The following is a 14,355-nucleotide window of genomic DNA, read 5'->3' on the forward strand; positions in this document are numbered from 1 at the left end:
AGGAAAACTTTTCTTACTTAAAATTAATGTCACTCTATAAGTACAAGCAGTGTTTATTTCATATTATATAACAGAGTGATAGGTATTACATCTTTCTGAAAAGAAAGCGCTATTGGTGAGCTGTCCAATATGATCTTAGGCAATGCTGCAACAGAATGGTCTTTAATCAATGTCATTATTGATATCACACCGCTTACGATAATTGTAGGGGAAAAATATGTCGTTAAACCTGATGAAACAGGGGGGCTATCCCACCCTGTTTCATCAGGTTTAACCATCTTCATATTGTAGACAAATTACTTATTTGACCAATACAAGACCTTCTTTTTGAATGATACTTTGTCCTTCATCCGACATGACAAAGTCAACATAGGTTTTCACTGCACCTGCAGGCGCTGCTTTGGTCAGATAGAGGAACGGACGCTGAATTTTGTACGAGCCATTCAGGACATTCTCCGCATTGGCCTCAATACCTTCTACGGTTACTGCTTTCACCGTGTCATCAATGCTTGCCATCGAAATATAGGCAATCGCATTCACATCACCGGCTACAGAAGTTCTCGCAGCACCAGTGGAGTTCTGGACAATCGCTTTGTCACTGATCGGATTATCTTTGCCCATGACCAGTTCTTCAAATGCTCCGCGTGTTCCGGAACCTGCTTCTCTGGTAATCACATTGATTGTCTGGTTAGCTCCGCCAACTTCTTTCCAGTTGGTGATTTTGCCGCTATAAATCTTATTAATCTGCTCGATACTCAGATCTTTGACTACGTTTTTGGAATTGACTACGATAGCAACGCCATCCTTACAGATAACGGTTTCCGTCAGACCGGTCTCTTCAGGTTTCAGCTCACGGGAAGAAGATCCGATATCCGCGGTGCCTTCCTGGGCAGCTTTGATTCCTGCTCCGGAACCGCCTCCCTGGACGTTAACTTTAATGTTCGGGTTTTTCGCCATGAATGCTTCTGTGAGTGCTTCAGAAATCGGCTGAACCGAGGTGGACCCTGCGATGGTAATTTCTGCGGACTCAGTCTGTACCTGCTGTTGGCCGGATTGGGAAGTGTTGTCTTTGCTTCCGCAGCCGGTGAAAGCCAAAGCCAGAACACCTACCAATATAAGCGTAAACACTTTTTTCATTTTTCAATTCTTCCTCTCATTATTAAAGTTTTCAGTATGAACTGATCTCCTCCAATGTTTTTGCTATATATACAATAACAATTTATTATTGCGTAGACTTTGCGTAATTGTAACGATTCTGTAAATATTACATAAAAAAAATGCCCCCGATCGTTCTGATGAGGCATCTTTATTATGTCCTATATTACTTCTCTCATTCTTTCTCGCTTTTTTGGGGACATATTTAAGCGCATTATTAATTCAACCAGCTGTCTGATCGGAAGCTTAATCATGGTTTCCGTCCATTCTCCCAGAAATAGGTGCAAATTCTATTTATTCATACTTAAACACGGCAAACTTAATCTTGATCCCCTGACCTGTAAATTTTGCTTCGTATTCGGTCATGATATTTTCTTTAAAACCACTTTGATGCAAATCATATGTCCGGTATAATTCCTGAAAACCGGTCTCCTGAAAATACTGCAGGCTATCTTCAAAAAGCCCTTCATCGTCCGTTTTGAACCAAACCTCCGATCCTTTCTTTACAAAGGTCTGGTACTTCCTCAGAAAGTTCGGATGTGTCAGTCTGCGCTTATGGTGTCGCTTGCTGGGCCATGGATTACAGAAATTGATATAGATTTTATCAATTTCATCCTGTCCGAAAATACTGTCGGTATCTTCAATACGCATGGAAACCAGCCTGACGTTAGGCAGCTTGCTTTGATTGAGTTTCCTTAACACGCAAACCAGTACTTCCGGGTAGGAATCAATGGCAATATAATTAATATTTTCAGTTTTGACTGCAAGCGATGTGATAAAATCCCCCCGGCCGCAGCCCAGTTCCAAATGAACCGGATCATTATTGTCGAATACTTCATTCCACTTCCCTTTGCATTCCGCAGGGGCTAAAATGGTCTTGGTGTCTTTATCCAGTTCGAGCTTTGCACTCCGTTTTCTCCTAAGCCGCAATTATACACTGTCTCCTTCCAATGCTTATCAATCGAATAGAGGTCTTACCGTTCCTGCATTACCCTATAATCCTTATCCATAAGGGGACTTTCATAGGCCGGTCTGATGATTTTGTCTGCATTGACCAGTTCTTCCAAACGGTGGGCACTCCACCCGACAATTCTGGCCATCGCAAACAGCGGCGTATACAGTTCCAGCGGAATATCCAGCATACTGTAAACAAAGCCGCTGTAAAAATCCACATTGGCACTGACACCTTTATAGATTTTCCGTTCCTCAGCGATGACCCGAGGAGCGAGCCTCTCAATCATCGCATATAATTCAAAATCACTTCTTCGGCCTCTGTCATCTGCCAGTTTCTCGACAAAACCTTTAAAGATTTGGGCCCTCGGGTCGGAAATGGAATAGACAGCATGGCCCATCCCATAGATAAGACCTCTCCGGTCAAACACTTTCTTGTTCAAAATCTTCGTTAAATAGCTTTTGACCTCTTCTTCATCCTTAGGGTTAGCTACGTGGGATTTGATATCCGCCACCATCTCGACAACTTTAATATTTGCTCCGCCATGTTTTGGCCCTTTCAGAGAGGATAAGGCCGCCGCAATGACGGAATACGTATCCGAACCGGAAGAAGAAACGACTCTGGTCGTAAACGTGGAATTATTTCCCCCGCCGTGTTCCATATGCAGTACAAGGGCAATATCCAGCACCTTGGCTTCAAGTTCCGTAAATTGTTTATCCGGTCTTAACATTTTCAGGATATTTTGAGCTGTGGAGAGCTGGTCATCAGGTCTATGGATATAAAAGCTTTCGTTGCATTCATAATGATTGTAGGCATGATACCCGTACACGCACAGCATCGGAAAAATGCTAATCAGCATCAGACATTGCCGCAAAACATTATCTAAAGACACATCGTCTATGGTCTCATCATAGGATGCCAGGGTAAGAACACTCTTTGTCAGAGAATTCATGATGTCTCTGCTCGGTGCTTTCATAATGACATCACGCACAAAATTTTTAGGAAGATTTCTGCTTTCCACTAAAATGTCTTTAAAGTGGGCTAATTGCTCTTCATTAGGCAGTGATCCAAACAGAAGCAGATACGTTATTTCTTCAAAGCCATATTGCTGATTATGGGCAAATCCTTTGACCAAATCGGTGATATTGTATCCCCGGTAAAGAAGTTTTCCGTCACAGGGAATCCGCTTTCCATCAATTTCGTCATGAGACTTGATTAAAGAGATATTGGTTAACCCGGCAAGTACCCCTTCCCCGTTCTTATCTCTTAAGCCGCGTTTTACGCCATACGCATTATAGAGGCTTGGATCAATCCAGCTGTTTTCCTGACAGATCTTGCTGTACTTATGTGTAAAAGAATCAATTGTTTCCTTTTTATTGCTTGTCATTTTCTCCTCCGATTCTTAGTTAATCCTGTCTCATTTACCCTATTTGATTGATTATCCTTAAAACATGATATTGCCGTTTTTCAAACAACTTTATTATACTATCCGGGTTGTTTGTTGTAAATATCATTTATATTACCCTAACAAGAAGGCCAACAAAGAAAGAACCCCCTCTCTTCGTCGGCCTTACATCATTTTTGATTCACACGGATAACTATTATCTTAAACCCAGGACCTGGTTTATAATATTGATTACCTTGTCTTCCTCAAAAGGTTTAATAATGTAATTCTTGGCGCCCAATTTAATTGCCTCGAAGACCCTGTCTTTTTGGTTAATTGCGCTTATCATGACCACCCTGGCATCAGGGTACCTGCCGAGCAATTTACCAAGCGCCTCGATGCCGTCGGACAGAGGCATCGTAATATCCATGGTTACAATATCCGGATGCAAATTCCCATATTCAGCCAGGGCCTGCATGCCATTGAGCGCTTCACCTATGACTTCGTGCCCGCCTCTCCCCATGATGGCAGCTAAATTTCTCCTCATAATTGCAGAGTCATCAACGATTAATACCCTAGCCATTTTTCCTCCTCAGTTGTAACTATGAGCGCCAGTTTCCATAGGCAGCAGAAAATTGAATTCTGTTCCGGTATCAGGGCTTGTAACAATGTCCAAATGACCGCCTATTTTTTCAAGTTCTTGTTTAACGATCGCCATGCCGATGCCGCGTCCCGAAATCATCGATGCACTGTCTTTGCTGGAAAGCCCGTCTTCAAAAATAAGCGGAATAATATCTTTATCTTCCAGCTCTGCCAGTTGTTCTGCGGTAAATGTCCCAAGCTCGAGTGCCTTTTGTTTGATTCCTTCCAGGTCTAAGCCTTTGCCGTCATCAGCGATCTTTAATAAGATTTGATCTTGGACTAATTTCATCTCGCAGACAACGCGGCCCTTTTCTTCTTTTCCGGCTTTGATTCTGTCTTCCCTATCTTCAATGCCATGATCTACGCAGTTCGTAAAAATATGAACCAGCGATTTGGTAAAGGCCCGGTACCTTTTTGTATCTACAGGGAACTCTCCGCCTTCTAGTTCAAGAGGATACAACGATTTCTCCAAGCCCTGAGCTAAGTCTTCTACTGTATTCGGGTAAGCAGCTAAAAGCTTTTTGAACGGGCGGTAACGCAACTGCCTGATTTTGGTGATCAAAATATTGGCCTCCTGCGATGGAATAAGCGTCGCTATTTGATCTTCCAATTCAACCAGTTTTGCTTCCGGAATCTCAATGGTTTTATCTGTGGCAATAAAATTCTCCCCTAAGGTTGACTGCAGAATACGGAAACCTTCATTCAGAACACGTTCAAGATTCAAATTTTGCAGGAGCATGCCTAAACCGGCACTGGTTGCTGAATCCCTTTGTTCAAAGGATTTGATCTCTTCTTCAAGATGGTGAAGAGAACGAACCATATGCATCATCTCAAACTGGCCGAATTCCCCTTTAAAGGTATGAATCCTCCGTTTGACATCGATAATTACCTGCTGAAGCGGTTCTTTGCAAATAAGCAGCTGCGGTACGGTCACCTGGCAAAAACGCTGGTAATCTGAAATAAGCTCCAAAAGGTCATTACGGCTGATAACAGCCTTAACAATCATTTTAAGTGTTTTGCGCTCATTTTCCATTTGTTCCTGCAAAGCGCGTTTTTCCGTGGCATCCGTTAAGATAACCATTAAAGCTTGTGTTTCTTCCTGATACTTAGCCGCGATAAACTTGTATTCAATTTTTATATAATCGTTATTCAAGAATATTGCATCCGGCAGAAAAGAAAGGAATACCTCCCTGCGCGCCGGGTCATTCTCCTGAAAACATTCCAGAAGAACTTTGCTCATAAAGTCTCTTTGTTCCTGATCCTCCGGATAAATTAAGTCCGGAAAGTTACGCTTAGCTAAGTCAGGACCCAATAGTCTCTGGCATTCGACACTATATTCAGGTTCAATACACAGGTCTGACCCAAAAGACAGAAAGCCCTGCCCGGCATTATTGAGCAGATTTTTCACAGACTGCATAGTGCGCTTAAGATTTTTTTCGACGACGCGGCGTCTTCGTATTTCTTCACTGAGCGTGAAGTAAATAAGCAAGCCGAAGAGAATGACCATGGCTGCTGCATAAAGAATGATCTGTCCGACGCGTTTGGCCAGCTCCTGATAAATATATTGGATATCTACATCTGTTCCGACTGCGCCTATGACCTGACCCTCGGCATTAACCAATGGTGCATAGCCGGTAATCAAAGTACCCCAAAGCGTTGAAGTCTGAGCTCGCGTGTGAAAAGCTTTGGTATTCGTATGTGCTGCCGGTGTAGACAGTTCATCAGTCTCACCTAAAGAATCCCCCTCCGAATCGAAAATGTATTCAATTTGGCTGGGTGATATTTGATGCTCGACATAAACATACTTCACTCCGGTTTCAGCTTGAATACGCTTAAAATATGCCTGCATCTCTCTAAAATAATCATTAGGCTCCTTCCCCGCAAGCAACCTTTCATATTCAGCAATATTAATACTGTCAGCGACAACCCGAGAAATGGTCATCGCGTTGATGCCGATATCATCAAGGGTCTTATTATACCAGGACCTGATCAAGAGAATTTGTGTTAATAGCAGCAGCGCAAGAATAAGAACGTTAACCGTCCTTACCAGTCTTCCCCGATTATTTTTCAATTAATATCCCTACTTATATAGATTTATTCAATGAGAAAATTCTACACAAATCTACAAAATACCTTTTTCATTAATCGAAAAAAGCAGACTTTAAGTGTCTACTTTTTTACATGTTTCATATTTCAGGCCCAAGCATCATGTTCTGTCTGCTCGTTCCGTACAGTATGCTATGCTTAGAGCTGATTGCTGCAGTTTAAGACATTTGCAATCTTATGCTTAACCATATTTTTGATGGCTTCTCTGGCTGGTTTGAGATACTGGCGGGGGTCAAAATCAGCAGGGCTGTTTGCCAAATACTCACGGATTGAAGCCGTCATGGCAAGGCGCAGATCGGTATCAATATTGATTTTGCATACGCCCATGGTCCCGGCCTTGCGAAGCATATCTTCGGGGACACCCTGCGCTCCCTTGATATCTCCTCCGTATTCGTTGCATTTTGCCACAAATTCCGGCAGTACCGTAGACGCGCCGTGTAAAACCAATGGGAAGCCGGGAAGCAGTGAAGCTATCTTTTCAAGACGCTCGAAATCAAGCATGGCTTCTCCCTTGAACTTATACGCTCCGTGACTGGTGCCAATCGCAACAGCCAGCGAATCACAACCAGTTTTATGAACAAATTCGGCGGCCTGCTCCGGATCCGTATAGCTGCTGTCCTTCGCACTGACATTTACTGCATCTTCGATGCCTGCGAGTCTGCCTAATTCGGCTTCCACGACGACGCCTCTCGCATGGGCGTACTCTACAACCTTTTTGGTAACCGCAATATTTTCGGCAAAAGACAGCTTAGAACCATCGATCATCACCGAAGTAAAACCGCCGTCAACACAAGCCTTACAAATCTCAAAGTCTTCCCCGTGATCCAAATGCAGGCAGATCGGCAAGCCGGTATCCTCCACTGCAGCCTCTACCAGCTTCATTAAGTAAATATGTTTGGCATATTTCCGGGCACCTGCAGAAACCTGCAAAATCAAAGGCGCATTTTCTTCCTTCGCCGCATCAACAATTCCTTGAATGATTTCCATATTGTTAACGTTAAATGCTCCGACAGCACATTTCCCATAGACTTTTTTAAACATTTCAGCAGAAGTTACCAGTGGCATATTCGTTCCCTCCAGATATTTTTTATATGTATGCTTTTACATAGTATTACCCAGTTGAAAAATTATTTTTACCGTTTTAGTGACGGCTTAAGTTTATATTAATTGCCTGCAAACTTCAATAGTTCTTATAAACTTACTTATTCTTTCGACATCATTTGTCTACATTTTCATTATATCGATATGTCCTATCATGCTTAAAGGTATCGTTCCCAATGATCGGTATATCGGTTTTGACGGATTTGCCTTTGGTCTCTCTTTTGACGTTACTTGACACTGTTTCGTTTTATCAATTATAGTATGTCTGAATGCAGAAGTTGTGTTCTGTTCTCTTGCTCCGTTCAGTCAGACATCCATAAGGAGAGTGCTCAAGGAGGACCTGCAAATACCATGAAGAAACATGATATTATCCTAGTTAGCATCATAATCTTACTCGTGCTCATCGGCCTAGGCAGTATAAAGTTCCATCAATCCCAAAATGGAAAAGACCTCAGGTTTGCCGAGATCACACAGAATAACGTGCTTATCGAACGTATTGATTTAAATGCAGTCGAAGAACCGCGGGAAATTACCCTTCCGGGCAAGTACCACGAGATTGTTCTGGTGGAAAAAGGCCGCATCAGATTTAAAGAAACCAATTGTCCCGACCAGATTTGCGTCCGGACAGGCTGGCTGGTAAACCCAGGAGATTATGCTGTTTGTCTGCCCAATAAAGCAATCGTCAATATTACTGAGAACTAGTCGTCAATCGCCATTATTTTAGAGTTTACTGTCATACATTACTGGAAAAAGGTCGGGAATTGCGAATTCGCAGTTCCCGACCTTTCTCTATTTTTACTTGAAATAATGGATGCCACCCTCAAAAATTTGCTGGTATTTATTGCCGGGGACGTTAACGGCAATACAGTTTCCGGTCCGTTCCGAATGCCCCATTTTACCTAATACCCGTCCGTCAGGGCTTGTGATCCCTTCGATAGCTTCAAAGGAACCATTCGGATTATCCTTGATATCGTTACTTACCGTTCCATTCAGATCGACATATTGGGTAGCGATCTGCCCGTTCTGAATGAGCTTACTGATGACTTCCTGACTCGCGACAAATCTTCCTTCGCCGTGCGAAACTGCAATCGTGTGAATCTCTCCCAATTCAACACCGCTAAACCAGGGGGAAAGTGTGGAAACAACCTTGGTCCGGGCCATGCAAGAAATGTGGCGTCCGATCTTGTTATAGGTCAACGTAGGGTCTTCTGCGTTTATTTCTTTGATTTCCCCGTAGGGGACAAGTCCCAGCTTGATCAAAGCCTGGAAGCCGTTGCATATTCCGAGCATCAGGCCGTCCCGCTGTTTCAGAAGGTTCATGACGGCATCTTTGATGCGTGGGTTGTTAAACAAGGTGGCAATAAATTTCCCCGATCCGTCCGGTTCGTCTCCGGCGCTAAAACCGCCTGGAAGCATGATGATCTGGGAGTTATCGATGATTTTTACCATTTCTTTGATTGAGCTTTCGATGTCTGCAGCGCTGAGATTTCGAATGACCATGGTTTCGACCAGACCACCGGCTTTCGTGAAAGCTTTGGCAGAATCATATTCACAGTTTGTCCCCGGAAAAACAGGGATAAATACCCGTGGTTTTGCTGCTTTAATCGCCGGTCTGAAAGTACTGCGCTTGTCAAAGCTGACTGCCCGAGGTTTTTCGGTATTTCCGGTATTCTCAACCTTGCTTGGAAAGATTTTTTCCAGCGGCATTTCCCATTGGCCCAGCATATCCGTCAGCAGCAACTCAACTCCGTTGACAGCGATTGCTGGTTTCTCCTGCGTGCAGCCGAGTAATTCGTATTCGACATCGCCAAACAGGGCAGGCAGGTCAGCTTTCTCATCCAATTCCAACAGAATCGAACCATAATCTGTCCGAAACAGGTCTGAAGACTCTATTTGTCTGCTGAAATGGAAACCAATCATATTGCCGAAAGCCATCTCGCTGACGGCACCGGCAATCCCGCCCATTTTGACTGTGCGCGAAGAGCGCACCCAGCCCGACTGAATCAAGTCGGAGACTTTTACAAAGTTTTTCGCCGCCATGGTAAAGTCAGGGATTTCCTGTTCGTCCCTGGCCAGTTTCAGCAGGATAACGTTGCTTCCGGCCTGTTTGAATTCCTGGGATACAACTTTGCGGGCATCTGCGGTACAAACGGCAAATGCGACCAGGGTGGGCGGGACATTCAGCTCCATAAAGCTGCCCGACATACTGTCTTTTCCGCCTATAGCAGGAATACCCAGCTGCTTTTGAGCATAATAAGCGCCCAATAAAGCACTGAAAGGCTGCCCCCACTTGCCGGCGTCGTTGAGTTTGCCGAAATACTCCTGCAAGGTAAGGCGTATCTTACGGTAATCTCCGCCTATCGCCACCGCTTTCGTAACGGCATCCAGCACCGCATATAAAGCGCCGTGAAACGGGCTCCATTTGGCCAGTTGCGGGTTATAGCCATACGTCATGATCGTAGCTGTCGTCGTATCACCTTCAAGTACCGGCAGTTTGGCGACCATACCTTCAGCCGGGGTCAGCTGGTATTTTCCGCCTAACGGCATGAGTACCGATGCCGCACCGATCGTACTGTCAAATCTCTCGATCAGTCCCTTTTTACTGCAGACATTCAAATCGCCTAAATTAGCATTCCAGGCTTTACGCAAATCCGGCAGTTCCCGGGCCACTGAGTTGGGGATAGCGCTAAAGTAATTTTGCGCCTCCAGCGGCGCCGTTACTTCAACCTTCGTCTTTTGTTTGACCCCATTGGTATTCAGAAAGTCACGGCTGAGATCCAGGATCGTCTTGCCCCGCCAGGACATTTTAAGCCGATGATCGCCGGTTACCCGGGCAATAACGGTTGCTTCAAGATTTTCTTCGGTTGCCAGGCTTTTGAATTTGTCCCAATCCTCAGCTGCCAGGACGACAGCCATGCGCTCCTGGGATTCGGAAATCGCCAGTTCTGTGCCATCCAGGCTTTCGTATTTTTTTGGCACGGCATCCAGACAGATATCAAGGCCGTCAGTCAGTTCCCCCACGGCAACAGAGACACCGCCGGCGCCAAAATCGTTGCATTTTTTAATAAGCGTACTGACTTCCGGGTTGCGGAACAGCCGCTGAATCTTTCTTTCATTCGGCGGATTGCCCTTCTGGACTTCGGCGCCGCAATTGGTCAACGATTCCAAAGTATGTTCTTTGGAAGAACCCGTCGCTCCGCCGCAGCCGTCCCGGCCAGTCCTGCCGCCAACCAGAACAATGACGTCACCTTCTTCAGGAGGTTTGCGGATGACATTTTTTCTGGGAGCAGCACCGATGACCGCACCGATCTCCATTCTTTTAGCGATAAAGCCTTCGTCATAGACTTCGGCGACCTGACCTGTCGCCAGTCCGATTTGATTGCCGTAAGAACTATATCCGGCTGCAGCAACGGTGGTAATCTTTCTTTGAGGCAGTTTACCGGATAAAGTATCTTCGACCTTTACCCGCGGATCGCCGCTGCCGGTGACCCGCATCGCCTGATAGACATAGGTCCGGCCTGACAATGGGTCTCGGATCGCACCGCCCAGACAGGTGGCAGCACCGCCAAACGGTTCGATTTCTGTCGGGTGATTATGCGTTTCGTTTTTAAACATCACCAGCCATTCTTCTTCCCGGCCGTTCACCTCGGCAGTCACAACAATACTGCAGGCATTGATTTCATCAGATTCATCCAGATCATTAAGCAGGCCTGCCATTTTGAGCTCTTTCATCCCCATTGTAGCGATATCCATCAGACAAATGTCCTTCGTGGGCAGCTTGTCCTGATATACCTTAGCTCTGGAAGCCTTATAGCAATCGAAAGCCGTTTTGATAGGCCCGGAAAAATGTCCTTCCCAAATATCGACTTCTTCAATTTCAGTCTGAAATGTCGTGTGCCGGCAGTGATCGGACCAGTAAGTATCAATCGTTTTAATTTCAGTCATGGTCGGGTCTCTTTTTTCCGTATCCCGGAAATAGGACTGACAGAACAGCAAGTCTTCGACGCTCATGGCGAGATTCATGCGCTGCTGCATCACAATAATTTCTTCCGGTGTTTTAGTAATAAATCCTTCCATCATTTCAACATCGGCCGGTTCTGCCGCTTCAAATTCCAGACTCTGCGGTTTTGCCAGCGAAGCTTCCCGCGATTCGACCGGGTTGATGCAGTATTGTTTGATTCTTGCAAAGTCCTGATCCGATAGTTTTCCTTCCAGGATAATCACTTTTGCTGAAGCAATCAGCGGACGCTCTTTCTGGGTCAGCATCTGGATACATTGGGCTGCCGAATCCGCCCGTTGATCATACTGACCCGGCAGATACTCCATCGCAAAAACCCTGTCCCCTGACGAGATGTCCAGCGTTTCCTCGTAAAGGATATCCAGGGGAGGCTCGGCAAAAATAATCGTACGGGATTTCTTATATTCTTCATCGGTAATCCCGGAAATATCATAGCGGTTGATCGTTCTGACCCCCTGCAGTTCTGCAATGCTTAAATTATCCCGAAGATCTGCAAAAAGTCCCTGAGCTTCGATATTAAACCCCTGTTTTTTCTCGACATACAATCTTTTTACAGCTTGTAACAAAATATAGTACCTCCATTTCTGGTGTGCAACATAATTCTAACTTCTGTCTTGTACATTTTACGCTCATGCAGCTCATACCACAATACCTGTTTTATTGGTAGACCCACTGCGTCGATTTTGTGATCCGCAGCATAAATACCGAATGGCTGCGCATATTGAGTCGAATATATTCGTTAAGTATTAGTATAATTCGAAAAGACTGGCCGTCAAGGGAAAACAGAATGTTCTGCAGTGGTGGAGGCTGATTTCAAATGATAAGCTTGATCGATTTTTATGGACAATTATTAACATAATTTATGGACAAAACATATAACTATATTGGATATAATTTCCATAAAGAGGAGGTGCGAAAATGGCTTACGAAGGTTTTATCCCTGAAAAACGTGAAAGATTCGAAGGAATTGCTATTGTTGTTGTTATCATTCTTCTGTTAATTGCATTAGGCATTGTTTTCTAGGTTCTAATCAATTTTTACTTTTAAGAAAGGACGGTGAAAATTATGCCTTATGGAACTTTTCTTCAGGATGGAAAAGCAGGTGCTACAATTATTGCTATTGCCATCTTGATTCTTATCGCATTAGGTGTAATTTTTTAATCTAACGGCTAGATTGATTAGCTTTCTATAATATAGAATTAGGGGCTGTCGCATAATAAAATGGAACCTATAGAATGGACACTTACAAAAAGGGTCTATCTATAGGTTCCATTTTAGGTTGCAACAGCCCCTTTTGGTTCTTTCAATTACCCAGAGATGCTTCAGTCTCATTACAATTCAAACACAATCTTGATTGGGTTAAAATCAAGACCCTATCATGTTATCCATTATGAGCAACTTTTCACCCTTGTCCAACATTGATAATATGTCCACAATTTTTCCATTTGGACAACTTATAAAGGTTCCAATCAGAATTATTTTTACATAACTTGTAATTGGATATATTTTCCAAGGAAGGGGGCTATTTAAATGGCAATTGGCGCTTTAGGCGGTGTAGATGGATTTCCTAGAAGCAGTTGTCTTTGCGGCATCGCAATTGTTGTTGTTATCATTCTTCTGTTGATTGCATTGGGCATCGTTTTCTAAATTAAAAATTAATTAAAATGAGAGGAGGGAAATTCTTATGTTAGGTAGAGGTGGCTGCTGCTGCAGAACAGTATCCCCGACAATGGCATACCCCATGCCCATGATGGGCTACGACGGTCGTGGAGCTGGCGTTGGTATTATTGCTATCGCCATTTTAATTCTTATTGCTCTAGGTGTTATTTTCTAAACGAATATTTGAATGTCAATTAAGGGGAGAGTTAACGAACTCTTCCCTTCTAGCGCGAGCAAGGGCGGAAAAGAAATATCCGGGAATGATCTAGAATAACTAATCCTAGAAATATCCTCATGTGTTATCACTGTAAATCCCGTTTTAACCTGTTTAATATTCTTAGGTAATGATTCGCTTCTCTCAATACATGATCTGCTAAGAGTGGAATGATTATTGATTTTATCTTACACGTTAGTATCCCTTCTGTACCGGCTGCTTTGAAATCTCTAAATGCTCGGGTCGCCGTAATCGTTGACCGTGTTAAACCGCTAATATCTGTTTTAGTTAGGGATGCTTCCGGCACCTTTTGTTCAAGTGTATTGAATTGCTTGTCAAAGCCTTCTGCTTTAACAATTAGGCCAGATTCAGTCGGATCTAATAAGTGACGAATAAACTGTGCGTGTTCCGCCATTTGCCTGTTCCAGAACTTTTCTTCTTCAATAGCCTCCTGAATAAAATCAACCGCCATGTGCCTTTGCAATCGCTCTAAATGATTTATGTAAAATAATGCTTCTCTTCGGATATGGATTATTAATAAAGGAAAATTAAAAGTGAACAATTTACATTGAAGCATTCCGTTAAGTATGTTGGTTTTAAACTGGACCAAAGCATTGGTCAAACCAATGGCTTTCTGATTTAAAGCAGTGACTTGTGCCTCCAGTTGTGCTGGATTTACTCCGCCATTCGGGGTTAGTCCGAATTCTTCATTCGTAATAACTGTTTCAATCGTGATACCAGATAGTTCCTCAGTAATTTGTTCAGCTCGTAGCGTTTTATCTGTTATTGATTCCCCTGATCTTAATGTTTCTTCGCTGACAACCCCGTTTGCCAAAAATACAGCCTCCCTTAATACTTCAGCAAATTGGGTCTTAAACATATCTGCTTGTTGCACAAATGCTGCATCCTTCGTCACAAAACCAGCTTCGAGAAATAGGGAATGCTCCTTCATAATTCGTCCGAAAAACAGGTGTAATTCCAAGGACTCCCGAACAAAATCTCCAGGCAGTAATATTGCTTTCAATTAAATCCCTCCTTCGTTAACTCTTACGCTAAAACGTATTTTTAAAATAACTCATTTATTCCATTATTTCTAGAAATCTACTCGCGTCTCCAGCATCCAC

Annotated in this window: 11 protein-coding genes; 3 read left to right on the forward strand and 8 right to left on the reverse strand. The window is 43.7% G+C overall.

The features are described 5' to 3' along the window. Window positions 1–111 precede the first annotated feature (111 nt). Window positions 112–291 (forward strand): chemotaxis protein CheC, encoded by a 180-nt coding sequence (locus AAH944_RS13635; RefSeq protein ID WP_415537888.1) that lies wholly within the window; start codon window positions 112–114, stop codon window positions 289–291. A gap of 9 nt (window positions 292–300) precedes the next feature. Here AAH944_RS13635 and AAH944_RS13640 read toward each other — a convergent pair whose 3' ends face one another. The 6 genes from AAH944_RS13640 to fba form a co-directional block, all read right to left on the reverse strand. Beyond that, on the reverse strand, window positions 301–1,137 hold the full coding sequence (locus AAH944_RS13640; protein WP_415535334.1) for a phosphate ABC transporter substrate-binding protein PstS family protein: 837 nt from the start codon (window positions 1,135–1,137) through the stop codon (window positions 301–303). Between the two features lie 312 nt (window positions 1,138–1,449). Beyond that, complete coding sequence (trmB, locus tag AAH944_RS13645) at window positions 1,450–2,085, reverse strand: tRNA (guanosine(46)-N7)-methyltransferase TrmB (protein WP_415535335.1); 636 nt, start codon at window positions 2,083–2,085, stop codon at window positions 1,450–1,452. A gap of 44 nt (window positions 2,086–2,129) precedes the next feature. Continuing rightward, a complete protein-coding gene (locus tag AAH944_RS13650; RefSeq protein ID WP_415535336.1) occupies window positions 2,130–3,494 on the reverse strand; it encodes a citrate/2-methylcitrate synthase in 1,365 nt (454 codons plus the stop codon). 214 nt (window positions 3,495–3,708) lie between these two features. Continuing rightward, window positions 3,709–4,074, reverse strand: coding sequence for a response regulator (locus tag AAH944_RS13655; protein WP_415535337.1), 366 nt, complete (start codon window positions 4,072–4,074; stop codon window positions 3,709–3,711). 9 nt (window positions 4,075–4,083) lie between these two features. Then, window positions 4,084–6,204, reverse strand: coding sequence for an ATP-binding protein (locus tag AAH944_RS13660; protein ID WP_415535338.1), 2,121 nt, complete (start codon window positions 6,202–6,204; stop codon window positions 4,084–4,086). A 173-nt stretch (window positions 6,205–6,377) separates the two neighbouring features. Continuing rightward, window positions 6,378–7,304 (reverse strand): class II fructose-1,6-bisphosphate aldolase, encoded by a 927-nt coding sequence (gene fba, locus AAH944_RS13665; RefSeq protein WP_415535339.1) that lies wholly within the window; start codon window positions 7,302–7,304, stop codon window positions 6,378–6,380. Window positions 7,305–7,691: 387 nt separating this feature from the next. Between fba and AAH944_RS13670 the strand changes: the two genes are divergently transcribed. Then, complete coding sequence (locus tag AAH944_RS13670) at window positions 7,692–8,042, forward strand: NusG domain II-containing protein (RefSeq protein WP_415535340.1); 351 nt, start codon at window positions 7,692–7,694, stop codon at window positions 8,040–8,042. A gap of 93 nt (window positions 8,043–8,135) precedes the next feature. Here AAH944_RS13670 and AAH944_RS13675 read toward each other — a convergent pair whose 3' ends face one another. Further along, window positions 8,136–11,924 (reverse strand): phosphoribosylformylglycinamidine synthase, encoded by a 3,789-nt coding sequence (locus AAH944_RS13675; RefSeq protein WP_415535341.1) that lies wholly within the window; start codon window positions 11,922–11,924, stop codon window positions 8,136–8,138. Window positions 11,925–13,042: 1,118 nt separating this feature from the next. Here AAH944_RS13675 and AAH944_RS13680 point away from each other — a divergent pair. Then, window positions 13,043–13,192 (forward strand): hypothetical protein, encoded by a 150-nt coding sequence (locus tag AAH944_RS13680; protein WP_167967851.1) that lies wholly within the window; start codon window positions 13,043–13,045, stop codon window positions 13,190–13,192. A gap of 127 nt (window positions 13,193–13,319) precedes the next feature. Here the strand turns inward: AAH944_RS13680 and AAH944_RS13685 are convergent, their stop codons facing one another. Next, complete coding sequence (locus AAH944_RS13685; protein ID WP_415535342.1) at window positions 13,320–14,255, reverse strand: DUF2935 domain-containing protein; 936 nt, start codon at window positions 14,253–14,255, stop codon at window positions 13,320–13,322. Window positions 14,256–14,355: the final 100 nt, after the last annotated feature.

It is taken from the genome of Dehalobacter sp. CP (genome assembly GCF_047652685.1).
In the GTDB taxonomy this organism is placed as follows: Bacteria; Bacillota; Desulfitobacteriia; order Desulfitobacteriales; family Syntrophobotulaceae; genus Dehalobacter.

Coding starts and splice junctions, on each gene's coding strand:
- AAH944_RS13640 (WP_415535334.1), bottom strand. CDS start 1,137: ATGAAAAAAGTGTTTACGCTTATATTGGTAGGTGTTCTGGCTTTGGCT.
- AAH944_RS13650 (WP_415535336.1), bottom strand. CDS start 3,494: ATGACAAGCAATAAAAAGGAAACAATTGATTCTTTTACACATAAGTAC.
- AAH944_RS13655 (WP_415535337.1), bottom strand. CDS start 4,074: ATGGCTAGGGTATTAATCGTTGATGACTCTGCAATTATGAGGAGAAAT.
- fba (WP_415535339.1), bottom strand. CDS start 7,304: ATGCCACTGGTAACTTCTGCTGAAATGTTTAAAAAAGTCTATGGGAAA.
- AAH944_RS13670 (WP_415535340.1), top strand. CDS start 7,692: ATGAAGAAACATGATATTATCCTAGTTAGCATCATAATCTTACTCGTG.
- AAH944_RS13680 (WP_167967851.1), top strand. CDS start 13,043: ATGTTAGGTAGAGGTGGCTGCTGCTGCAGAACAGTATCCCCGACAATG.